Here is a 24,121-nt window from a genome sequence, read left to right as displayed (position 1 = left end):
GAGACTATTATTAGCCTCTCTTTTTAATATAAATTCTTAATTATTTAAATTTTTGACGCCATGATCAATGCATTATAGGCGTTAACTATTTTTGATGATTTTGATAAATCGGCAAAAGGTTTTACGTTATTGGTATCGCCACCAACAATAACTTTGGTTTTAACTGCAAGTCCGGAATCTAAAATAACCTGTTTTACCTGCGCCGCAGTTAATTTTGGGAAATACGAACGAATTAACGCCGCAACACCAGCAACCGCAGGAGCTGCCATAGAAGTTCCGCTAATGCTCTTGTATTCGTTTTCAGGGAATGTAGAATAGATTGCAGACCCGGGAGCAAATACATCCACATTCTTTTTACCGTAGTTTGAAAAGGTTGAAACCATAGTAGACCCGTACTTTGAAGTTAAGGAACCAACACGAATATAGGTGTTTGAAATTTCAACAAAATTAACATTATCATCAGGGAAATTAGGCTCAACATCAACATTTTCGCCAGAGTTACCGGCCGCATGTACAAATACCACATCGTTATCAGAAGCATATTTTATAGCATCTCTTACCCATTGGGCGTGTGGTGAAAACGATTTACCAAAACTACCGTTAATTACTTTAGCGCCATTATCTACAGCGTAGCGAATAGCCAAAGCAACATCTTTATCGTATTCATCGCCGTTTGGTACAGCTCTTATAGACATAATTTCAACGTTATTGGCAACCCCATTTGCGCCTTTTCCGTTGTTGCGTACCGCTGCAATAATACCGGCAACATGTGTACCGTGAGATTCCGCTTTTTTTACGGGTTTAACATTGCCATTGCCGTAACCTACATCAGATAAATCGTTAATATCATCTCCAGTAGTTCGCCCTCTAAAATCTTTATTAAAATGATAATTTAAACGTTCGTTAATGCTTACTAACGCATCGTTAATTTCTTTTTTGGCTTCAGCTAAAGTTAAATCGTTTAGATCCATACTCTTAGCAATTTGAATAGCTTGAGATAAATTTTGGTCTTCGGTTTCAATTTTATTCACCTCTTCAATGCTGTAATCGCTTTTTCCAAAATGTTGGGTTAAAATGTCGTCGGCATTTTTAACAGCCATGGCTATTTGGTCGTATCTGGTTTTGGTTTCCAAATATTTTTTTGATTCTTTTTCATGTAAAGCCACAGCTTCGTTGTAACGCGGGTTAGAGGTGTCTCCGCTGGCAATTAAGCGTACATACTCCAATTGCTCATCGTAGGCATCTCCTAAAAAATTCCAGCCGTGAATATCGTCAACATAACCATTATTATCATCGTCTTTTCCGTTGTTCGGAATTTCTTTTGTGTTGGTCCAAATGTTGGCGTTCAAATCTTCGTGATCGATATCAATACCAGAATCGATAACAGCCACAATAACCGATTTTCCTTTTTTGTTTTTAATAATTTCAGCGTAAGCTTTATCTACACTCATCCCGGGAATGGTGTCTTGTACCAAATCTAAATGGCCCCAATTTTGTTTTTCGGCTTCGGTTAATTCTGAAACCTTTAATGGGATGGCATCAATGTTTTCAACCGGGGTTGAAATGATGTTTGCGGTACCGCCACAGCCGTAAAATATTGACGCTATTAATGCGGTAAGTAGGAATGATTTTTTTAAGTTCATTTGTAATAAATTATAAGTTAATTGAATATATCGTTTGTTGTAAAAATATTAGCCAATCGCACGCCTTTTTCAGTGTGTTTTACGGTAATAATTTCGTTATGGGCATCGTGCTCTAAAAATAGATAGAAATTATTATCGGCGGCTAGGTTTAAAAATTTTTCTTTTTCGTCTAAAGTTAAAAGGGGTCTAGTATCGTAACCCATAACATAGGGCAAGGGCAAATGCCCAACGGTTGGCAGTAAATCGGCCATAAAACAAATGGTTTTCCCCTTGTAGTTAATCATAGGAATCATTTGCTTATCGGTGTGCCCATTGGCAAAAAATATATCGAAACCAAGGGCTGAGTTTTTAAGTAAATCGGTATCCGGAAGGGCGGTAAATTTTAATTGCCCACTTTCTTCCATAGGTAAAATATTCTCCTTTAAAAACGAAGCGCGTTCACGTATGTTGGGTTGGGTAGCCCACTGCCAATGGTTTTTGTTGCTCCAAAAATGTGCATTTTTAAATGCGGTTTCGTAACCAGTTTTTTGGCTGTTCCATTTTATGCTTCCGCCGCAGTGGTCAAAATGTAAATGCGTTAAAAACACATCGGTAACATCATCTTTATGAAACCCGTGTTTTTTAAGTGAGCTATCTAAAGTGTCGTTTCCCCATGGGTGATAGTAACCAAAAAATTTACTGGATTGTTTGTCGCCCATGCCATTATCTATTAAAATAAGGCGATTACCATCTTCAATAAGCAAGCAGCGTGCGGCAATATCAATCATATTATTGGCATCGGCAGGATTGGTACGTTGCCACAACGATTTTGGAACCACACCAAACATGGCGCCACCATCGAGCTTAAAATTTCCGGCATTAATGGGGTATAAGTTCATCTGTTAATAGTTATTGTTTTTTATATGTCAGATGTAATTCGTCATTAAATTTTACGGGCGATATCAAAAATTTAATAAGACTCATTTCATAGCGGCGTAAAATTAAGAAATCTATTGTGAATTCTTATGAAGGTTAAGAATATATTAAGAAATCGACAAGCATCAAATTTTGAAACACCTAAAAAATAAATTACATTTAAGTATGTTAAAACAAATTGGTAATGAAACGTTTGGTAAAACCTCCATTTAATATGAAAAAAATGAAACTATTGAGATTTGGTCGAGATTTTAAACCAGACCAAGAGGTAATATTAAGAGATTATCTGGCCATAGAACGCACACGACTTGCAAATGAAAGAACACTTTTGTCGTATATCCGCTCGTCGCTGTATTTGCTTTTGGGAGGCATAGCGTTTTTTCAGCTTAAAGAGTTTTCAAATTTTGAATATCTGGCATTATTATCTTTAGTTTTTAGTGCTATTTTTTTTGTTATAGGAATTTATAGGTTTACTCTATTAAAAAAGAGCTTAAAAAGACTGTATTATATGAGTGAAAAGCAAGAGAATAATATAAATAACTAGTGCGTAATAAAAACAAACACTAAATGGACCTTATAATAACTTTTGTCATTATACTGTTTGGAGTTTTTCTTTTTGTTAAAGATTATTTTTCAATTGATACGACTTCAATACTTATTATGGCCCTGTTTATTATTGCCGGTGTATTAAGTCCTGAAGAAGGTTTTTCGGGGTTTAACCATCCAGCGACCATAACATTGGGCTGTATTTTTGTTGTAAGCGGGGGCATTTTTAGCTCTGGTATTTTAGATGGATTAAGCTATAAAATTATAAAACTTGCAAAAATACACTATAGTATTGCGTTAATTGTTTTTTGCAGTATTTCCGGCTTGTTTTCGGCATTTGTTAATGATACTGCTGTTGTGGCCTTATTACTTCCAATTGCTTTAACGGTTTGTAAAGAAACCAAAATAGCACCTAGCATGTTGCTTATGCCCATTTCTTTTGCGGCTCTTTTTGGGGGTACTTGCACTTTAATAGGCACTTCTACCAACATTTTGGTAAGCAGCTATGCAAAAAAATATGGTGTCGAAGAGTTTGGCATGTTTGAGTTTAGCACCGCAGCCTTATGTTTGTTGGCAATTGGGTTTGCTTATATTTTTGTTTTAGGTCCTATTTTATTACCTAAAAGCAGAGGTGCAAACCAAGAGTTTACCCGAAAGGCCGAAACATATATTACTGAATTATATGTTGATAAAAATTGCAAGGATATAGGTGTGCCCATTGAAAACACCATGCTTGTTAAAGATTTTAATGTAAATATTCTTTCCATACTTCGCAATGACATTTTAAAACACAATTTTGATGTTAACACCAAGGTTTTAGAAGGCGATATATTAAAAATTATTGCTCCTCCGGAAACATTATCCAGATTATTGGATATTGAAGGTTACAGTGTTAAAGGCAGTAAACGCATGAAAAAAGCCGAAGACAAATACCAAACCTTCACTTTGTACGAAGTTATTATTCCTTTTGGTTCAGGTTTATCGGAAAACTCATTAAAGCAAATTAATTTTAGAAGACAATATAACTCTTCGGTTATTGCCATTCGCCAACGCGGAGAGGTTAAATACCACAAACTTAATAACGTTATCTTAAAAGAGGGCGATATGTTGCTCATGTTGGGCGAGGAGGCAGAAATAAACAACCTGGAATCTCACAACTTAATTGTTAGGCTTTCTGAATACAAAAAAAAGAACACCAATTATAAAAAAGCTATTCCTGCAGTTTTAATTGGAATTGGAGTTGTTTTAGCTGCTGCGGTTAACCTCACATCTATTTTAATAAGCGCCATGGTAGGTGCCTTATTAATGATATTATTGGGCGTTTTAAAACCCATTGAAGCATATAAAACCGTAGAATGGAAAGTCATTTTTATGATGGCGGGCGTACTTTCAATGGGTACCGCACTTGAAAAAACAGGAGGAGCTACTTTAATTGCCAATTTTATTCAAGATACCTTGGGGCAATATAGTGCACATATTACCTTAAGCATAATTTACCTGTTTACATTAATATGTACCAACTTAATTTCCAGTAAAGCGGCTGCGGCCTTAATGGTGCCCATTGTAATTAGTCTGGCGCAGGGTATGCAAATTAGCGAACGTCCTTTTTTGGTGGCTGTAATGTTTGCCTGCTCGCTTACTTTTATGACACCCATGAGCTATCCAACAAATACCATGGTTTATGCTCCGGGAAATTACAAGTTTACCGATTTTTTAAAAATAGGAACGCCTCTTAATATTTTAATATGGTTGGCAGCGTCGTTTATTATTCCTTATTTTTTTCCTTTTTAAGCTTTGTCAGGCAGGGTTGTAATGGTTTGCTTTAAACGCTTACCAAAGTCGAACAAGGCTTTAATCTCTTTTATACTGGCTAAACGTTCCTTTCCGAAAATCAATATTGAGTTTCCGTTAGATTCCACGTGGTAGTATGGGTTACTCTCAAAAAAATGCGTTACATCGTCATTAAAAAAAGCGCTAATGGCCTTTTCGTTTTCGCCCTGCAAATAAAAACGATCGGAAAAATCGTCGTGGTTTTCAATGTCGATATCCTTAAAACCTGCAAGCGCCGACACCTTTTCCAAAAAACCTTCTCGATCTAAGGTAAATTTTGGGATGGTGTGATTTAATTCGATATGAAGCATGGTAGAGCGCACCACTTCTTTAGCGATAAGTTCACCTTCTGAAAATTCGATATCAAATAAAGAAATCGCGTTTTTCCTGTGCTCTAATTTATTGTAAATATGATTGATATGCTTCGTGCTGAAAAACTGAAACTGATTTAAAAACGACACCTCTTTTTCTTTTTTAGGATGGTAATCAAAGTGGTAGTCTTCGGCCAAAATCTCCATATTGGTTTGGCGCCTTGTTAAACTGTTTTTTATAATTCTTGGCACGGGAAGCATGCGCCTTAAAGCAAATGGGTGTTTGGAATCGGTATCGTGCATGTCCAACCCAATAACATCAAAATGTCCACCTCGTTTATCAAATAATTCTTGGTAGCTATTCATGTTTTCCATAACCGTGTGATCAACAAATTCACACAGTGAAAAATCTACAATTACATCTTCATTTTCTGGTACCGCATCAAGCTGTCTTTTAAGCCTGTAATAATTCAAAAAACTGCAAAAATGTTTAACACTTACGTAATAGTTGTTGTCGTCGCCACTCTCCTTAAACATTAAAACATTGGGTTTTAAAACGTTTCTAAAAAATAGTCCAACACTTTTATTAATAATAAAATGAATGATTAAAGTGGTTATTACGCCAGCGATTATACCTGTTATCAATCCTATTTTTAAAGTTAGAATCAAGGTTACTAAAAAAATGATAAGTTGCTCTTTGCCTATTGAAAATATTTTGGTAACAATGCGTGGCGATGCTAATTTATAGCCGGCGTAAACTAATATAGCCATTAATGCCGGCAGCGGAATCCTGGTGAGTTGTGTACTAAACAAAACAATAAATAACACTAAAAAAACGGCATGAAAAAAGTTTGACGACCGGTTGCTCGCGCCATTGTTTACATTAACCGAGCTACGCGCAATAACGGTTACCACATTCAACCCGCCCAAAAGTCCGCTACCAACCGTAGCCAATCCCAATCCTTTAAGGTCTCTGTTAACATTGGAGCGCCTTTTTTCCGGGTCTAATTTATCAACCGCTTTAATGCTCAATAGCGATTCGATGCCCGAAATAAACGTTAAACCCAAAACACTGCCCCAAAATGAAAACGACCATATATTGCTAAAATCTGGTGTTGGAATATCCGAAATTATATTTTGAATGGTTGGAATGCCAGAAATCATATATTCTTTAGCGATAGGATTGGGCTCGTGCAAACCAAACTCAAAATAGTAACTGAACCCTATGGATAACAATACAATCCACATAGGGGCAGGGATAAGCTGTAAATATTTATTCCTGATTTTTGAATAAAACAACATGATAACCAAGCCTAAAATACCAGCCAATGCAGCATAAATTAAGCCTGTATTTTTGTAATTTATGGCGTCGTTAATAGAAAAGGGAATTTCAAAAAGATAATCAATAGTATCCTCGCGCTGGATTCTATGCGCAAGCATAATATGAAATTGTTTGCCTAAAATAATAAGCCCAATAGCTGCAAGCATACCCTGAATGGCAGACGATGGAAAAAAATCGGCAAGAGCGCCCATTCTAAACACCCCTAAAAGCACCAACAAAATACCAGAGCACATAATAGCTACATAAGCACTTTCAAGCCCAAGCGTAGTTATAGCGACTAAAGTAACACCAACCATACCATTTCCCAGCCCAACAATAGTAACATGGCTTCCGCCTAAAATAGACACGGCAATACCACCAACAACACCAGTAATAATACCTGCAATGGGAGGGGCATCACTGGCCATGGCAAGGCCTAAACCCAATGGCAATGCAATAAGGCTCACTACAAACCCCGAAAAAATATTTTTAGGCAAATCCTTAATAAAGGCTCTTAAATTATTTTTTTTCGGACTCATTGTAAAATCAATACATCGGTTGGTAATTCGGTTAAAATATGCTCGATATCGTGTGGGAACAAGCGATCCCAGAACGTCATTTTTGATGGGGCATTCATCACTAATAAATCGGCTCGAGAAATTTGTGCATAATGACCAATAGAATACCCTTTTTTACCAAAAATAGGCTGTAATTTTATGGTTTTGTTTTGGGTGTAAGTTTCGGGAATATGGCTTATAATTTCCTTTATTCTGGAGTTTTCCCTAAGTTTAATACGTTCTTTAATAATATTGGCGCGTCTTAGGGATTTATCATCATCAACTTTTACCGCAATTTGGTCTTGCTTAATTTCTTCAACAATCGTAATTTTTTCAGTGCTTAACTTCGTGGCAACATAAAAAGCCAACTTAATGGTTTGCTCTGTTTTCGGGTCTTTTAAGCCGTTAACCACAATATGGTCACAGGGCACGCGTTCAACCGCAGGTTTTATCAACAGTAAAACAGAGCATTTAGCGTTACGCGTAATTTTTCTGGCAATGGAGCCTACGTAATATTTTAAAAACTGCTCGCGCTGTAAGGCGCCAAGAATTAAAAGGTCTATTTTCTTTTCATCCGTGGTTGATAAAATCACGTCTACCGGATTACCTATTTTAAAAACCACTTCGTAATCTAGGTTGTCTTTTTCAAAGCTATTTAGAATAACTTTGAGCATGTTTATTTTTTCCTCGGAGTTTTCTCCAACGTGTATTAAAAACAGTTTAGAACCAAAAAATATGGCTAACCGAGCGGCTTCAAAGAGATTGGCTTTTAAGTTGGGTGAATAAGCGACACCAATTCCAATACTTTTAAAGGGTTTTAACGACACGGTTTCTATCAATTTTTTTCAGAAAGCTGAAAGATAGTATTTTTTTAAAAACATGGAATCATCTGTTTTACTTAAATTAGTGCCTTAAAAAATATTTATGTTAGAATTAGCAGGTATTATCATTTTAGGCATATTAGCGCAATGGGTAGCATGGAAATTTAAAATCCCCGCCATTTTACCCTTAATTTTAATAGGGTTGTTTGTAGGACCAATAGCTGCCGAATATTTAAGTGCAGATGGTTCTAAATGGATTGAGCCTATTTGGAATGGTAAAAAAGGGCTGTTTCCGGGCGAAGGTTTATACTATTTTGTATCGCTGGCCATAAGTATTATTCTTTTTGAGGGTGGCTTAACCTTAAAGCGAGCAGAAATAAAGAATGTGGGTCCCGTTATTACTAAATTAATCACCTTAGGTTCTGCCATTACATTTTTTGGTGCCGGTATATTGGCTCGTTTTATTTTTGATTTAAGTTGGGAACTATCCTTTTTATTTGCAGGCTTGGTTATTGTTACCGGACCCACCGTAATTACACCGATATTAAGAAATATTCCGCTTAAAAAAGATGTTTCTACCGTGTTAAAATGGGAAGGTATTTTAATAGACCCCATTGGTGCTTTGGTGGCTGTATTGGTGTTTGAGTTTATAAGTGTTGGTGGCGACAGCGGTTTTACAAAAACGGCCTTTATGGAGTTTGGTAAAATTATTCTTTTTGGCACAACTTTCGGGTTTACCTTTGCGCACGCCTTGGCCTTTGCGATTAATAAAAAGTTAATTCCGCACTATCTGCTTAATGTTGTGTCGCTATCCACAGTACTATTGGTTTTTGTTGAATCTGAAGTTTTTGCTCACGAATCTGGACTTTTAGCGGTTGTAGTTATGGGTATGGTTTTGGGCAATAGTAAGTTGGAAAACCTAAAAGAACTGCTCTACTTTAAAGAATCGTTAAGTGTTTTATTAATTTCTATTTTATTCATTCTATTGGCGGCAAACATTGATATTGATGATTTAATGCTGCTTTACACCTGGAAAACCGTTATACTTTTTGCTGTTATTGTATTTGTTATTAGGCCTTTGGCGGTGTTTTTAAGTACACTCGGGTCTAATTTAAAGCTTAACGAAAAACTGTTTATTAGTTGGGTTGGACCGCGCGGAATTGTGGCCGCCGGAATTGCGTCGTTATTTGGTAGTAAACTGTTACGTCAAGGTGTTGCAGGTGCTGAATACATTACGCCTTTAGTGTTTATGATTGTTTTAGGAACCGTTTTATTAAACGCTACAACAGCGCGACGGTTTGCAAAATTGGTGGGTGTGTTTTTAACAAAATCGGAAGGTATATTAATCGTAGGTGCATCTAAGATATCTAGATTGCTCGGGCATTATCTTCATACAAACAATAGGCATGTGGTACTTATTGATAGTAATGAAAGAAACATACAAAAAGCAAAAGAACTGGGGCTGGAAGCCATAACCACAAATATATATTCGGACAGATTGATGGATAATATCGAGTTAAACGACATGGGCTATTTAATGGCGCTTACCGGAAATCCAGATATAAATAAATACGCTATAAATAAATTTAGCAAGCAATTTGGTGAAAACGGATCGTTTAGATTAGTAACAACAAACGAGATGTTAGATGAGAATAACAATCCAAGAGAAGGTTTGTTTTCACACACTGATGATTTTAGCGCTTTAATAGAATTAACAAGAAGGCATCCATCAATTCAGGAAATTGATTTAAAGGATAAAGAACATTACGAAAGCCTAATTAAAATAACCAATGAGGACAAGGATATTATACCGTTATTTATAAAAGACAATGAAGATGAGCTTCATATTATATCGTCTTATAACATGGAGGTTGATAAAATTGAAGACGGATTTCAATTGGTGTATTTAGGAAAACCTTTTGATGTGGAAAAAGTATAATAAAAAGCCCTTTCAAAATTGTTTTGAAAGGGCTTTTTGAATTAAGTTTAAAGGATTTATTATCCTTTTATTTGCAGGTTTGTAAATCCTTTGGAAAGAACAAGTGAATTATCTCCATTAAATTTAACATCTTTCAAATCAATATATTCATTATCAACTTTTATCGATTTTACTTTAAAAGGTAGTCCAATTAAATTAAATTTAAAAGTTTCGTAAGGAGTTTCGTATTTTCCTCTTTTATGAATTCGAATTACCAATTTATTGTCATTTCCAGATAAATTGAACTTTCTTAAACTGTAACGTCCTTTTTTGTAATCAAACCCATCATTGGCGTCTTCGTACAATTCAGAATCTTCTTTACCGTGTTTATAATAAACGTCAAGGGTTAACTCATCAATCGATTTTTCTCCAACATACTGTTGTACGGGATATTTAGGAATAATAGCACCCGCTTTTACAAAAATTGGCATGCTGTCTAAATCGGCATCTACCCAAGTTTCTTTACCGCCTAAAACCAACTCATTGGTCCAGAAATTATACCATTCGCCTTTTGGAATGTACATACGCCTTCCTTTTGCGTTTGGTTCGTTTACGGGGCAAATTAACAGCTGATTACCACAAACAAATTCATCAGTGCGGTAATGTGTTTGAGAATCGTCTTGATCAAATAATACCAACGATTTTAACATAGGCACATTATCTTGCGAATATTGGTGAAATGCGGTATACAAATAAGGTAGTAATTGGTATCTAATTTCGATAAACTTACGTACAATGTTTGTTATGTCGTCATCAAAAGCCCAAGGTTCTTGGTCGCCATGATCACCGGATGAATGGGTTCTACAAAATGGGTGAAAAACCCCAAGTTGAATCCAACGGGCGTAAAGTTCTCCGTTAGGTTGCTCCGCAAATCCACCAATATCCGATCCCGCAAAAGAGAAGCCCGACAAGGCTAAACGCTGCGCTTGGATATTTGCTATTTGTAAATGCTCCCAAGAGGCTACGTTGTCTCCCATCCAAGTGGAGGTGTAGCGCTGTGTACCCGAATAGGCCGATCGTGTAATTACAAATGGGCGCTTTGGGTAATTAAACTTTTTTAAACCATGGTAGGTGGCGCGTGCCATTTGCATGCCATAAATGTTATGTGCTTTACGGTGGCTACAAGGGTTGCCGTCGTAATCGTGCCTTACATCGTTGGGGAATGTTTTTCCCGGAACGTCCATAACTGCAGGTTCGTTCATATCGTTCCAAACACCTTTTACGCCAATATCTTCTATGAGCTCTTTAAATAATCCAGCCCACCATTTTCTAACCTCTGGTCTTGTGAAATCTGGGAAATAACATTCCCCGGGCCACACTTTACCTTTCATGTACGGGCCATCGGCACGTTTACAGAAATAGTCTTTTTCCAGTCCCTCGCGGAAAACATCGTAATCCATATCGATTTTGATGCCTGGATCTATAATGGCCACGGTTTTAAACCCGTCGTCGGCAAGCTCTTTAACCATGCGTTTTGGGTCTGGAAAATAATCTTTATTCCATGTAAAACAACGGAACCCGTCCATGTAATCAATGTCTAAATAAATCGCATCACAGGGAATATTTAATTCTCTAAATTTTGAGGTGATTTCCTTAACGTTAGATTCTGGATAATAACTCCATTTACACTGGTGGTAACCTAATGCCCAAAGTGGCGGCAATTCAGGGGTACCGGTTAAATCGGTATAATTTGAAACCACATCAATCATTTTAGGGCCGTAAATAAAGTAATAGTTCATTTCGCCACCCTGTGCCCAAAAACTGGTTACGTTTCTGCGTTCGTGGCAAAAATCGAAATAGGTTTTAAAGGTATTATCAAAGAAAATCCCGTATGATTTGTTATCGTGTAATGCCGTGTAAAACGGAATGGCTTTGTAAATAGGGTCTGTGTCTTTGCCATAGGCATAAGAATCGGTGGCCCAGTTTTCAAATCGCTTTCCTTTTAAGTTTAAGTGATTTGGTTTGTCGCCTAAACCGTAATAGCTTTCTCCGTTTTGAGCGGCTTTGCTCATTTTAACAATGTCGCCGCCTAACTCGTAACTTTCTTCCCAGTGGAAGCCTTTTTCGTCTTCGCAGATAAGGGATTTATCTTTAGCATCAAAGATAGATTTTCTTAAATCCGATTTATAAATGTGGCAGATTAGCTTTGATGTAGTAACAATGTATTTTTCATCGTCATCAGAAATTTCCAAATGATTGTAGCCTCTGCTTGCATTTTCATCAATAGCATAAGAAAAATCATTTTCAAATTTACCAACGGTGGTATATCTAAATCTTAAAACGCTATCTCTTAAAACAGTAAGTTGAAGGATAACGTTATTTGTAGTTGAAAAATGCAGAACATCCACATCTTTTTTGTAGGTCTTTATGGTAGCAGGAAACAAGTCTCCCTTGTATTCTAATTGGGTATTTAAAATCATAAATGATTAGCAATTTAATTAATTGCCGAAAGTACTAAAATCATTATATTTTAAAGATAAAATTTCAATAAAAATTAAGGAGTTTGGTTACATAAAACACAATCAATCAGCGAAATAATTGTGTTTTACGTAAGGACTGCTTATTGCTTGAATTTAAATATGGAAACACCAAGTGGTGGAAGTGTAATTTCTGCCGAATAATCTTTTCCGTTCCAAGATTGTTTTTTTATGCCAATTTCTTTTGAATTTGAAATACCGCTGCCTCCAAAGGCTTTTTCGTCGCTATTAAAAATCTCGGTTAGTTTGCCTTTTTTGGTAACGCCGATGCGATATTTTTCTCTAACCGTTGGCGTTAAATTACAGACTACAACCACATCGTCTGCTGCTTTTTTTCCTTTTCGGATATACGATAAAACACAGTTTTCGTGGTCATCGAAACTAATCCACTCAAACCCTTCGCTGCTAAATGCTTTTTCGAATAAAGCCGGTGTGGTATTGTATAAGCTGTTTAGGGCTTTAAAAAAGTGTTGAAAGTTTTTATGCGATTTGAATTCCAATAAATTCCAATCTAAGCTACCTTCAAAATCCCACTCGTCTTGTTGCCCAAATTCGCCACCCATAAATACCAGTTTTGTTCCGGGATGCGTAAACATGTAGCTGTATAAAAGACGGAGGTTGGCAAAGCGCTGCCACTCGTCTCCAGGCATTCGCCCCAGAATAGATTTTTTGCCGTACACCACCTCGTCGTGCGAAAGCGGTAACATAAAGTTTTCAGAAAAGGCATAAGCCAAACTAAAGGTAATATCGTTTTGATGGAATTTTCTATAGATTGGGTCTTTGGCAAAATACTCTAAAGTATCGTGCATCCAACCCATCATCCATTTCATGCCAAAACCTAAACCGCCCAAAAACACGGGTTTGGAAACGCCCGGAAATGCGGTTGATTCTTCAGCTATGGTTTGCACATCAGGGAAAGAGCTGTAAACTTCTTCATTCAATTCCTTTAAAAAGCTTATCACGGCTAGGTTTTCCCTGCCGCCATGTATATTTGGTTCCCATTCGCCATCTTCTCTCGAATAATCTAAAAACAGCATAGAGGCAACGGCATCAACACGTAAACCATCGGCGTGGTATTGGTCTAGCCAAAACACGGCATTACTTATTAAAAACGAACGCACTTCATTGCGTTCATAATTAAAAATCAAACTTTTCCAATCTTGATGGTAACCTTTGCGTTTATCAGGGTGTTCGTATAGGTTCGAACCATCAAAGAACCCCAATCCGTGGGCGTCTTCTGGAAAATGTGATGGCACCCAATCTAAAATAATGCCTATTCCGGCTTGATGGAATTTATCAACTAAATACTTGAATTCTTCGGGATAGCCAAAGCGCGATGTTGGTGCAAAATACCCCGTAACTTGATAACCCCAAGAGGGGTCGTACGGAAACTCCATAATTGGCATAAACTCGACGTGTGTAAAATTCATGTCTTTTACATAGTTAACCAAATCGTCGGCAAGCTCGTAATAGGACAGAAACCGATTTTCTTCCACCTGCTTTTTCCAAGATCCCAAATGGACTTCGTAAACCGAAAAGGGCGCATCTAACGCATTGTGTTTTTTACGCGTTTTCATCCAGTTTTTGTCTTTCCACTTATAATCGTCGTCCCAAACTATAGAGGCTGTTTTTGGATTGTGCTCATAGCGCCTTGCATAAGGGTCTGCTTTTTCAGTTTTTATATCGTTGTTGTTGCTCTGTATTTTATATTTATATATCGCCCCTTTTTCAACAAGCGGAATAAAGCCTTCCCAAATACCACTGGAATCCCAACGTACGTTTAATTGGTGTTCGCCTTCCATCCAATAATTAAAATCGCCAATTACAGAAACCTGTTTTGCCGTGGGTGCCCAAACTGCAAAATATACACCATCAATACCATCAACTGTAATAAGATGAGAACCAAATTTTTCGTAAAGCCTAAAATGTTTCCCGGCTTTAAAAAGGTTGATATCGAATTCTGTAAATAGACTGTGTACTTTTACCTGTGCCATAGATTATAGATTAATGATTTATTATGTTAGATATTCCTTTCAAAGGAATTACGGCCCATTCGGGTCGGGAATTGAGCTCGTAACCCAACTCGTAAACTGCCTTTTCCAATAAGCAGTATTTTAATATAAATATGCGTTCTTGATTGTATCCTAAGTTTAAATTTGCGTTTTGTGTTTCGGTCACATAGGTTCCTAAAAACAAGCCCGTAATGTAACGGTATAATACTTCTGAAGCTTTAAATAACGCCTCTTGATTGGCCTTGTAATGGGTTTTGCCATTATTGAATATGGTTGCGTAAATGGCATAGTGAAAAGACCGAAATAATCCCGCAACATCTTTTAAGGGTGGTTGTTTTACTTTCCGGTCGCGGATGGTGCTTTCGGGTTCGCCTTCAAAATCTATAATGTAAAAATCGTTGTCCTTCACTAAAATCTGGCCTAAATGATAGTCGCCATGAATACGGATGCGCTCGCCTTTTAATTTAGTCCAATCAAAATTTACAAAACGCTTTCTGATGCTGTTTTTTTTATCGACAAATTCGTTGGCTAACACCAAGGCTAAGCCCTCCAATCTGTGCATATTGTTTTCAATTGCATTTAGCCTGTTTTGAAATTGATGGAGCATTTTGTTTTTCAACCAAACCGAATAATCGCCGTTATAATGGGCTGGAGTAAAGGCGGTTTCTTCAAATTCTGAACCCAATGCAATGTGCATTTCGGCGGTGCGTTTTGCCAAGGTTTTAACCTGATTAAACAGGCTTAAACCTGCCCAATCTATAATTTGTGGCGGTATATCTTGAATGCTTAAACGCTGATATAATTCGGTATTTGGAAGGGTGTCAATATTAATGTTTTTGTATTCTAAATTTGAAAACACCTTGTGCAGTTCTTTTAGCATATACGTCCATGCGTCGCCCTGGTTGGGAATCATTTCTTGCAATAAACCTATAGTAAGATTAGTGTTTTCAGAATCTACTAAATTAATACTTCCCAAATACGAAGGGGTGTTTTGGAACTCTTTTTTTTCTGATAAAAACCGACTCATTTCGTAATCTGGATTTTTATCTGCAAAAATGCGTCTGAAAAATTTTAACACATACTTTTCGTTGTAAACTAAAGAGGTGTTGCTTTGTTCCACACCCATAAACCTTGACGATTCGTAGGTTTTATTTTCAAACAAATGGCTTTTGTGGTATTGTACTTTTGTGGTGTCTTTAGGCTCTGCCGATGCAATGCGCTCAAAAGCCAGTTTTCTAAAAGCTTCTAAGTTAACGGCATCAATAATATAGCCCTTTTTGTTGTTAATTTCAATGGGAAGAATTCTATCGTTTTGTGCAAAATTCTCATCGGTTACAAATGCAATAGGTAAAAAGTAATGCTGATAAAAAGCTTCAACAAAATTAACCTCCAATATCAGTCCGAAATAAACTTCCCCGTGCTGTTGGATTTTAAAATATTCAGCGAGTTCGATATATTTCAATTGGCTCGATTTACCACCGTACCAACGTTGCTTAACCATGTAATCTTCTAAAACATCCGATAGAAAAACTTTTACAAATTCATTGCTATCAAGCAGTTCGTTCCAACTTTTATTAAACTTAAAAGGTTGGTTTAAGGCTGATATAGAAGCTTGTTCTGGCATACTATTTATTTATCTTGAAGATATGAAATGGCATGGTTGGATGCAATTCCACATAGCACCATTCGCTATTCCAATTGTAGCGACTGTCTGTAATTAAATCGTGCATTTCTATATTTTGACCGTGATGTACTTTTAAATCGTGCAGTGGGACTTGTACGTTGCCCTGTTGCGAATGTTTCGAATCGAGGCTAATTACTACAAACAACTCATTGGTACGGTCGTCATTCCATTTATAAAAAGCTATTAAATTATCATTTGCTATATGGCAGAATTTAATGTTATTGGTTTGCTGGAGTGCAGGATTGTTGTGCCTTATATGATTTATTTTCGATATAATAGTAATTAGCTTGTTTTGAATATCCCAATCGTAATGTGTGATTTGGAATTTTTCTGAATTAAGATATTCTTCTTTCCCAAGCAAAGGACTTGAATGCATGTATTCAAAAACAGGGCCATAAATACCAATACAAGAGCTTAAAGTGGCTGCCAGCGTATAGCGTAGCATGTGCATGGACTCGTTGGCGCCTTGTAAATGATACGGATTGATATCTGGTGTATTTGGCCAGAAATTTGGCTGCATATATTCGCGTAATTCGCTTTTTGTTAGTTCTTCTATATATTCAATAAGTTCGTGTTTGCTTTCCCGCCAAGTAAAATAAGTGTAAGACTGTGTGTAGCCTTGTTTGGCAAGTTGCTGCATTACTTTTGGTGCGGTAAAAGCTTCGGCTAAAAAGATAACATCGGGATGTTTTGCTTTCACCTTGGCGATAATCCAATGCCAAAAATAAAAAGGTTTGGTGTGTGGATTATCAACTCTAAAAATGTGAATGCCACAATCTATCCAATACATTAAAATATCCAAGCATTCTTTCCAAAGGTTTTTATAATCTTCACTTTCCCAGTAAATGGGTAAAATATCTTGGTATTTTTTTGGTGGATTTTCGGCATATTGCACGGTGCCGTCCGGTCGCCATTTAAACCATTTTGGGTGGTCTTTAACCCATGGGTGATCTGGAGCTGCTTGCAATGCATAATCCATAGCAATTTCCAAGTTGTTTTCCTTGGCCTTTTTAATTAGGGATTTAAAATCGGAAAGCGAGCCTAATTCCGGATGAATATCTTTATGCCCGCCATGTTTAGAGCCTACGCCCCAAGTGGAACCCACATCGCCATCTTTAGCTTCGGTGGTGTTGTTTTTTCCTTTTCGGTTAACTTCGCCAATAGGGTGAATGGGAGGTAAGTAAACCACATCGAAACCCATATTTTTTATTCTAGGAAGCAAACGCTCGCAATCCTTAAAGGTACCATGAACCCCTTCTTTTTCTGATGCTGAACGTGGAAAGAATTCGTACCACGTACTGAACCGTGCTTTTTTTCTATCAACATAAACGCGGTATTCTTTTGAGGTGTTCTCAAGGATTTTTACCGGATTATTATAAAACAGCTCATAAAGTTTTTTTGTGCTGGCTTCGGTAATGGCTTCGCCATAATCGTTTTCATCCTGAAAAATACGATACAGGTGATTTAAATAGGTTTTATCTTCAGCATTTACTTTATCTAAAATAGCCTCAATAAACTGAACGCCTTCCAATAATTCTGAACGCACATGCTGACCGTCGTTTATTTTTCGGATTAAACCGTGCCTCCAATTTAAGGCGTAATCAACCCATGCCTGTACTTTATAAGTGTAGAAGCCTTGTTTTTCAACCGTAAAAGCCGCTTGCCATTCATCATTCGATAGCAAACGCATTCTCGTCTCCTGCCATTTTTTAGCCTTTTCGTGTTTATATAAAACCGATGCTCCCAGTACATCGTGCCCATCGGCCATTATGTAAGCCTCAATATTAACAATTTCGTTTACTACGCGTTTAATATAAAATTCGCCACAGTTAACGCTAGGCGAAACATAGTCTATTACAACTCTTCTTTGGTCTTGCATGTTTGTTGATTATATGTTGCCAATCAAATCGGATACTAAAGTATAGCCAAATTGGCATAAGAAAAATAAAAGTTTTTTTAGTCTCGGTTTTTTAAGTTATCAGAATTTTGGGATAATTTTTTAAATAACAAATCCCGGTGGGATTGTAGCGCCTTTTTTAATAACCACAATACCTTGTTTAATCATATACGTATCTGTTTCAACTTCCTCTAAATGTGCGCCTCCGTTTATTCTAACATCATCACCAATGCGACAATTTTTATCTAAAATCGCATTTTTAATAAAGCAACGCTGGCCAATACCCAATAAAACCGGGGTTTCATTTCTATCAATTATTAAATTGTTTTCGTAATAATCTGATCCCATCATATAGGTGTTTATAACGGTTGATTCGTCGCCAATTCTAGAACGAATACCAATTACAGATTGTTCTATTTTCGCAGCGCTGATAATACAACCTTCGGCTATTACGGCCTTTTCTAACATGGTGCCTGCAATTTTTGAAGTGGGCAACATGCGCGCATGGGTATAGATTCGTTTTTTCTTATCGTATAAATCGAACTTAGGAATATCGGCGGTAAGCCCAATGTTGGCTTCAAAGAATGAATCTATGTTTCCAATATCGGTCCAATACCCTTCGTATTGGTAACTCAGTGTTTTTTGGGTTTCTATACTTTGAGGAATGATTTCTTTTCCAAAGTCATTGGTATCTGGATTTTGCATTAACTCGGTTAATAAATCCCTGTTAAAGATATAAATGCCCATTGATGCTAAGTAATCTCTACCTTGGCTTTTCATGTCGTCACTTACTTCCGATGTCCAATCTGGTAATAAACTGGCATCTGGTTTTTCAATAAATGAGGTAATGATATTAGAATTGTCTGCTTTTAAAATCCCAAATTCTGTTGCCTCTTTAGCGGTAACGGGAATGGTGGCAATGGATATTTTAGCTTCGGCTTCGACATGGGCATCAATCATTTTTTCATAATCCATTTGATATAATTGATCTCCGGAAAGTATTAAAAAATAATCGAATTCATGTTTTAAAAAATGGTGCATGCTCTTGCGAACGGCATCCGCAGTCCCTTGAAACCAGGTTTTATGATTGGGTGTTTGCTCAGCGGCTAAAATGTCGACAAAAGCACTGCTAAAAAAACTAAAATGATAGGTGTTTTTGATATGCTTATTCAACGAGGCCGAGTTGAATTGCGTTAATACGAACATGCGTTTAATATCCGAATTGATGCAATTTGAGATAGGGATATCTACTAATCTGTATTTCCCGGCAATAGGAACGGCCGGTTTTGATCTTGCTTCTGTTAACGGATATAGTCTTGAGCCTTGGCCGCCACCTAATATTATGGCTAATACTTTGTTGTTTATCATTTTTAGCTGTGGTTTAGGTTATTATAAAATATAGTTTTTTAAAAAGCCGTGTGCTTCTGTAATTTACAACTTTTATGTTAAAGATTTATATAATGTTTCGACTTGTTTGGCTATGGCAACCCAGTCAAAATGATCTTCAACGCGCTTCCTCCCGTTTTTTGCCATGGTTTCCCTGAGGGCTTTATCGTTAATTACGTTATTAACGCCATCGGCCAAATCTCTAGAGAATTTATCGGGGTCAATAGGTTCAAAAGGTGCTTCTTTTTGTTGTTCCAAAGGAATTAAAAGTCCTGTTTCGCCATGCACAACCACTTCCTTTATGCCGCCAACCGCACTAGCTACAACAGCCGTGTTACACGCCATGGCCTCGATATTTATAATGCCAAAAGGTTCGTAAATTGAGGGGCAGCAAAACACATCGGCATGCGAGTATAACTGAATGATTTCTTCTTTGGTAACCATCTTATCAATCCAAATAACGTTATCTCTTGTTTTTTTCACCTCATTAACAGCGTCTTCCATTTCTTTACCGATTTCCGGTGTATCGGGTGCTCCGGCACAAAGTACTATTTGCGTGTTTGGGTCGATGTATTTTATGGCATTTACCAAATGAATGATGCCTTTTTGACGCGTAATTCTACCCACAAAAAGTACATAAGGTTTTGTTTTGTCAACCCCATATTCATCTAAGGTTGAGGTTTCAGAAGTGGTAATATATTGTTGCAGATTAATACCGTTGTAAATAACGTGTATTTTGCTTTCGTCAACATTAAAATGTTTGATAACATCGTCTTTGGTTTCCTCTGAAACGGCAATTAGGGCATCTGCCATTTCTATGGCTGTTTTTTCAACCCACGACGACGCATCGTAACCTCGTCCTAACTGTTCCCTTTTCCACGGTCTTAATGGCTCGAGCGAGTGCGTGGTAATAACAAGCGGGGTGCCGTAGCACAATTTAGCTACAATGCCGGCAAAATGCGCGTACCAGGTGTGGCAATGTACCACGTCGGCATCAATGGGATCTGCATTCATGTGCAGGCAGGTGCTTAGTGTTTTAAAAACGGATTTTAGTTTATCCTCTGAGTTTTTAAATACACCATCATCAAACGGAAAGCCTTTTACAGTTAAATTATCCGATGTGTTATTTTGGTCTCCAAAACATCTTACATCCACCTCCATGAGTTTGGTTAGTTCGCCAGCTAAATATTCAACATGAACTCCTGCGCCACCGTAAACATAAGGTGGAAATTCTCTAGTGTAAAAAAGTGCTTTCATCTATTGTTCTTTATTGTTTTGTTGAATTAATAAGATGTTATGCGCAAAGCAAAATAGCATTTTAAAACTTATTTGCTTATGCCCATTTCAAATCAAATGGTTCAGTAAAACATCAAAAAAAGCAATTAAAAAAGCGGTTTGTTTATTAATTGAAAATCAACCTAAAGCTTGCTAAATCCGTAAAAATGTTAATAACAATGCATGGCTAGACGTAAAAAAAATTAAAATTCAGTGCGAGTTAAACACAGTGTTTTTAGGTATTTACCAAAGGTTTAACCATTAATGATGTTTACTGTGTTATAAACATACAAAATAATTGTCAACAATTTTGAGGTAATTTTATTTTTACGAAAAAAAAGGTATTCGCCCGATAAAAGGAAATTATCAATAAAAAAAGATAAGAAAATTCGAATTTTACTTTAATTCCTATAATGAAATAAAAAGCACATCCAGTAGGGACTATTCGGGTTTTAAAAATTAATAAACACGTAACAATTTAATGGATTAAAAAGTAAACTCTTAAAAGTTAAAATATTTTGAAGCGTATTTAATCATTCAGTTTTAAAACGGCCATAAATGCTTGTTGCGGAATTTCTACATTACCCACCTGTCGCATACGTTTTTTACCTTTTTTCTGTTTTTCCAAAAGTTTACGCTTTCGCGAAATATCGCCACCGTAGCATTTTGCAGTCACATCTTTACGGAGAGCTTTTATGGTTTCCCTAGAAATGATTTTGGCTCCAATAGCCGCTTGAATAGGAATGTCGAATTGCTGCCGTGGTATTAGTTCTCTCAATTTTTCGCACATTTTACGACCTATATTTTGGGCATTATCTGCGTGTATTAATGCTGATAGGGCATCAACCGGTTGGGCATTTAATAATATATCTAAACGAACTAGTTTTGAAACTTTCATTCCAATAGGGTGATAATCAAAAGAAGCATAGCCTTTAGAAACGGTTTTTAAACGATCGTAAAAATCGAAAACAATTTCTGCCAGAGGCATTTCAAAAGTCAACTCAACACGTTCTGGTGTTAAATAGGTTTGATTGGTAATAATACCGCGTTTTTCAATACACAGCGACATGACATTTCCAACAAAATCGGCTTTTGTGATAATGGTTGCTTTTATATATGGCTCTTCTACTCGGTCGATGGTTGAAGGATCGGGTAAGTCTGATGGGTTATTTACAATAATGACTTCATCGGTATTTTTGTTGGTGTATGCGTGGTACGACACATTGGGTACGGTTGTAATTACCGTCATATCAAACTCGCGCTCTAAGCGTTCTTGGATAATTTCCATGTGAAGCATGCCTAAAAAACCACAGCGGAAACCAAAACCTAAAGCCGCCGAACTTTCGGGTTGAAATACAAGTGAGGCATCATTTAACTGAAGTTTTTCCATCGAGGCTCTCAGCTCTTCATAATCTTCGGTATCAACAGGGTAAATACCGGCAAATACCATAGGTTTTACATCTTCAAAACCTTCAACAATATTGGTGGTTGGTTTGGCAAAATCGGTGATGGTATCGCCAACTTTCACTTCTTTGGCCGTTTTTATTCCGGTAATTAAATAACCCACATCACCAGCTTTTACACTTTGTTTGGCAACTTGATTTAGTTTTAAAGTGCCTACCTCGTCGGCATAATAATCTTTTCCTGTAGCGACAAATTTAATGTGCTGACCTTTTTTAATTTCGCCGTTAAAGACTCTAAAGTACGTTTCAATACCTCTGAAGGTGTTGTAAACCGAATCGAAAATTAAAGCTTGCAATGGCGCATCGGGGTCGCCTTTTGGTGCAGGAACACGCTTGATGATGGCTTCTAAAATATTGTCGACACCAAAACCAGTTTTTCCACTGGCGTGAATCACTTCTTCGGGGTCGCAACCAAGTAAATCTACAATATCATCGGTCACTTCTTCGGGGTTGGCGCTGGGTAAATCGACTTTATTAAGAATTGGAATAATCTCCAAATCGTTTTCCAAGGCTAAATATAAATTAGAAATGGTTTGCGCTTGTATGCTTTGCGCGGCATCAACAATAAGCAAGGCCCCTTCGCAGGCTGCAATAGACCGTGACACCTCGTAACTAAAATCTACGTGACCAGGGGTATCAATTAAATTGAGAATGAATTTTTCGCCCTTATATTCATAGTCCATTTGAATGGCGTGCGATTTTATGGTAATCCCGCGTTCGCGTTCCAAATCCATGCTATCCAATAATTGGTCCTGTTTTTCCCTGGCGGTTACAGAGCCTGTGTAGTCCAACAAACGGTCGGCAAGCGTGCTTTTACCGTGATCTATATGGGCAATGATGCAAAAATTTCTAATATTCTTCATAGTCAATAATCTTCATAAAAAGATGTTGCAAATATAGATGATTTTATCTGGATATATTTATTGTTTTTAGGGTATTGAAGGGTACTTTTATAAATATTTCATTCATTTTCAATACTTTTGCAATCCAAAATATAATTGTGGTAAAAATAGATAACATAGAACTCCCTGATTTTCCGTTGCTTTTAGCCCCGATGGAAGATGTGAGCGATCCGCCATTTCGTGCTTTGTGTAAAGAACAGGGTGCCGATGTGGTGTATACCGAGTTTGTATCGAGTGAAGGCTTAATACGCAACGCCGCAAAAAGTGTAATGAAGCTTGATATTTACGAAAAAGAACGGCCTGTTGGTATTCAAATTTTCGGCGCGAATTTAGATAGTATGCTGCAAACCATAGATATTGTTTCGGCATCAAAACCTGATATTATCGATATTAATTTTGGCTGTCCCGTAAAAAAAGTGGTGAGCAAAGGCGCTGGCGCTGGCATTTTAAAAGATGTCTGCCTGATGGAAAAATTGACTGCCGAAATGGTAAAACGTACCAACATTCCTATTACGGTAAAAACCCGTTTGGGCTGGGACCACGACTCCATAAAAATTGTTGAGGTAGCCGAACGCTTGCAGGATGTGGGCTGTAAAGCCATTGCTATTCACGGGCGTACACGAGCCCAAATGTATAAGGGCGATGCCGATTGGAAACCCATAGCCGATGTAAAAAACAACCCGCGCATGCATATTCCCGTGTTTGGAAATGGCGATATTACCTCGCCGGAAAAAGCCATGGAAATGCGCGATAGCTACGGACTGGATGGCGCCATGATTGGTCGTGCCAGCATTGGCAATCCGTGGTTTTTTAAACAGGTAAAACACTTCTTTAAAACCGGCGAACATTTAGCACCCATTTCTTTGGAAGAACGTGTTGAAGCGGCTCGCCGACACTTACAGATGGCGATAGATTGGAAAGGCGAAATTTTGGGTGTTTTTGAAACCCGCCGCCATTACACCAATTACTTTAAAGGGATACCGCATTTTAAGGAACACCGCATGAAAATGGTAACCAGCGACGCCTCTAAAGACGTATTTGCTGCTTTTGATACCGTGTTGGAAAAGTTTGCGGGTTATGAATTTGTGGAGTAGTTTTTTGAG

15 protein-coding genes are annotated in these 24,121 nt (G+C 37.3%); 4 read left to right on the top strand and 11 right to left on the bottom strand.

The annotated features are described in order from the left end of the window. Positions 1 to 44 precede the first annotated feature (44 nt). Complete coding sequence (locus tag RNZ46_RS06940) at positions 45 to 1,643, bottom strand: S8 family peptidase (RefSeq protein WP_316984651.1); 1,599 nt, start codon at positions 1,641 to 1,643, stop codon at positions 45 to 47. 17 nt (positions 1,644 to 1,660) lie between these two features. Beyond that, positions 1,661 to 2,521, bottom strand: coding sequence for an MBL fold metallo-hydrolase (locus tag RNZ46_RS06935; protein WP_316984650.1), 861 nt, complete (start codon positions 2,519 to 2,521; stop codon positions 1,661 to 1,663). Between the two features lie 260 nt (positions 2,522 to 2,781). On the opposite strand from RNZ46_RS06935, the gene RNZ46_RS06930 reads away from it, so the two are divergent. Both RNZ46_RS06930 and RNZ46_RS06925 read left to right on the top strand, forming a co-directional pair. Next, positions 2,782 to 3,102 (top strand): DUF202 domain-containing protein, encoded by a 321-nt coding sequence (locus RNZ46_RS06930; RefSeq protein ID WP_316984649.1) that lies wholly within the window; start codon positions 2,782 to 2,784, stop codon positions 3,100 to 3,102. A gap of 23 nt (positions 3,103 to 3,125) precedes the next feature. After that, entirely contained in the window at positions 3,126 to 4,895 is a 1,770-nt protein-coding gene (locus RNZ46_RS06925) for an SLC13 family permease (protein ID WP_316984648.1), read from the top strand. On the opposite strand, the gene RNZ46_RS06920 is transcribed toward RNZ46_RS06925, so the two are convergent. Further along, on the bottom strand, positions 4,892 to 7,105 hold the full coding sequence (locus RNZ46_RS06920; protein WP_316984647.1) for a SulP family inorganic anion transporter: 2,214 nt from the start codon (positions 7,103 to 7,105) through the stop codon (positions 4,892 to 4,894). The two genes, RNZ46_RS06925 and RNZ46_RS06920, sit on opposite strands and share 4 nt — an antisense overlap. After that, a complete protein-coding gene (locus RNZ46_RS06915) occupies positions 7,102 to 7,962 on the bottom strand; it encodes a universal stress protein (RefSeq protein WP_316984646.1) in 861 nt (286 codons plus the stop codon). The genes RNZ46_RS06920 and RNZ46_RS06915 overlap by 4 nt, the downstream gene beginning before the upstream one ends. Positions 7,963 to 8,047: 85 nt before the next feature. Here RNZ46_RS06915 and RNZ46_RS06910 point away from each other — a divergent pair, with 85 nt between their 5' ends. Beyond that, complete coding sequence (locus tag RNZ46_RS06910; RefSeq protein ID WP_316984645.1) at positions 8,048 to 9,883, top strand: cation:proton antiporter; 1,836 nt, start codon at positions 8,048 to 8,050, stop codon at positions 9,881 to 9,883. Positions 9,884 to 9,942: 59 nt separating this feature from the next. Here the strand turns inward: RNZ46_RS06910 and RNZ46_RS06905 are convergent, their stop codons facing one another. From RNZ46_RS06905 to lepA, 7 genes are all read right to left on the bottom strand, one after another. Continuing rightward, on the bottom strand, positions 9,943 to 12,342 hold the full coding sequence (locus tag RNZ46_RS06905) for a glycoside hydrolase family 31 protein (protein ID WP_316984644.1): 2,400 nt from the start codon (positions 12,340 to 12,342) through the stop codon (positions 9,943 to 9,945). Between the two features lie 140 nt (positions 12,343 to 12,482). Continuing rightward, positions 12,483 to 14,393, bottom strand: a complete 1,911-nt coding sequence (glgB, locus tag RNZ46_RS06900) for a 1,4-alpha-glucan branching protein GlgB (RefSeq protein WP_316984643.1) — start codon at positions 14,391 to 14,393, stop codon at positions 12,483 to 12,485. 10 nt (positions 14,394 to 14,403) lie between these two features. Next, positions 14,404 to 16,035, bottom strand: coding sequence for a trehalose synthase (locus RNZ46_RS06895; RefSeq protein ID WP_316984642.1), 1,632 nt, complete (start codon positions 16,033 to 16,035; stop codon positions 14,404 to 14,406). 1 nt (position 16,036) lies between these two features. Further along, complete coding sequence (locus RNZ46_RS06890) at positions 16,037 to 17,974, bottom strand: alpha-1,4-glucan--maltose-1-phosphate maltosyltransferase (protein WP_316984641.1); 1,938 nt, start codon at positions 17,972 to 17,974, stop codon at positions 16,037 to 16,039. 120 nt (positions 17,975 to 18,094) lie between these two features. Then, positions 18,095 to 19,360 carry a glucose-1-phosphate adenylyltransferase gene (locus RNZ46_RS06885; protein WP_316984640.1) on the bottom strand — a complete coding sequence of 422 codons (1,266 nt, stop codon included), beginning with the start codon at positions 19,358 to 19,360 and terminating at the stop codon, positions 18,095 to 18,097. A 72-nt stretch (positions 19,361 to 19,432) separates the two neighbouring features. Then, positions 19,433 to 20,635 carry a glycogen synthase gene (glgA, locus tag RNZ46_RS06880; RefSeq protein ID WP_316984639.1) on the bottom strand — a complete coding sequence of 401 codons (1,203 nt, stop codon included), beginning with the start codon at positions 20,633 to 20,635 and terminating at the stop codon, positions 19,433 to 19,435. A gap of 547 nt (positions 20,636 to 21,182) precedes the next feature. Further along, a complete protein-coding gene (lepA, locus tag RNZ46_RS06875) occupies positions 21,183 to 22,979 on the bottom strand; it encodes a translation elongation factor 4 (protein ID WP_316984638.1) in 1,797 nt (598 codons plus the stop codon). Between the two features lie 137 nt (positions 22,980 to 23,116). Here lepA and dusB point away from each other — a divergent pair, with 137 nt between their 5' ends. Then, positions 23,117 to 24,112: a tRNA dihydrouridine synthase DusB gene (gene dusB, locus RNZ46_RS06870; protein ID WP_316984637.1), complete on the top strand. Its 996-nt coding sequence runs from the start codon at positions 23,117 to 23,119 to the stop codon at positions 24,110 to 24,112. Positions 24,113 to 24,121: the final 9 nt, after the last annotated feature.

The sequence above is a fragment of the Hwangdonia lutea genome (assembly GCF_032814565.1).
Classification (GTDB): domain Bacteria; phylum Bacteroidota; class Bacteroidia; order Flavobacteriales; family Flavobacteriaceae; genus Hwangdonia; species Hwangdonia lutea.
Note: the sequence above shows the minus strand (reverse complement) of the source record. Positions and strands in the feature narration are given on the sequence as shown.

Excerpts from the sequence above, each read along its gene's own strand:
- RNZ46_RS06895 (WP_316984642.1), bottom strand. The coding sequence starts at position 16,035 with ATGCCAGAACAAGCTTCTATATCAGCCTTAAACCAACCTTTTAAGTTT.
- RNZ46_RS06935 (WP_316984650.1), bottom strand. The coding sequence starts at position 2,521 with ATGAACTTATACCCCATTAATGCCGGAAATTTTAAGCTCGATGGTGGC.
- RNZ46_RS06910 (WP_316984645.1), top strand. The coding sequence starts at position 8,048 with ATGTTAGAATTAGCAGGTATTATCATTTTAGGCATATTAGCGCAATGG.
- glgB (WP_316984643.1), bottom strand. The coding sequence starts at position 14,393 with ATGGCACAGGTAAAAGTACACAGTCTATTTACAGAATTCGATATCAAC.
- lepA (WP_316984638.1), bottom strand. The coding sequence starts at position 22,979 with ATGAAGAATATTAGAAATTTTTGCATCATTGCCCATATAGATCACGGT.
- RNZ46_RS06920 (WP_316984647.1), bottom strand. The coding sequence starts at position 7,105 with ATGAGTCCGAAAAAAAATAATTTAAGAGCCTTTATTAAGGATTTGCCT.
- RNZ46_RS06930 (WP_316984649.1), top strand. The coding sequence starts at position 2,782 with ATGAAACTATTGAGATTTGGTCGAGATTTTAAACCAGACCAAGAGGTA.
- glgA (WP_316984639.1), bottom strand. The coding sequence starts at position 20,635 with ATGAAAGCACTTTTTTACACTAGAGAATTTCCACCTTATGTTTACGGT.
- RNZ46_RS06940 (WP_316984651.1), bottom strand. The coding sequence starts at position 1,643 with ATGAACTTAAAAAAATCATTCCTACTTACCGCATTAATAGCGTCAATA.
- RNZ46_RS06925 (WP_316984648.1), top strand. The coding sequence starts at position 3,126 with ATGGACCTTATAATAACTTTTGTCATTATACTGTTTGGAGTTTTTCTT.
- RNZ46_RS06905 (WP_316984644.1), bottom strand. The coding sequence starts at position 12,342 with ATGATTTTAAATACCCAATTAGAATACAAGGGAGACTTGTTTCCTGCT.
- RNZ46_RS06885 (WP_316984640.1), bottom strand. The coding sequence starts at position 19,360 with ATGATAAACAACAAAGTATTAGCCATAATATTAGGTGGCGGCCAAGGC.
- RNZ46_RS06890 (WP_316984641.1), bottom strand. The coding sequence starts at position 17,974 with ATGCAAGACCAAAGAAGAGTTGTAATAGACTATGTTTCGCCTAGCGTT.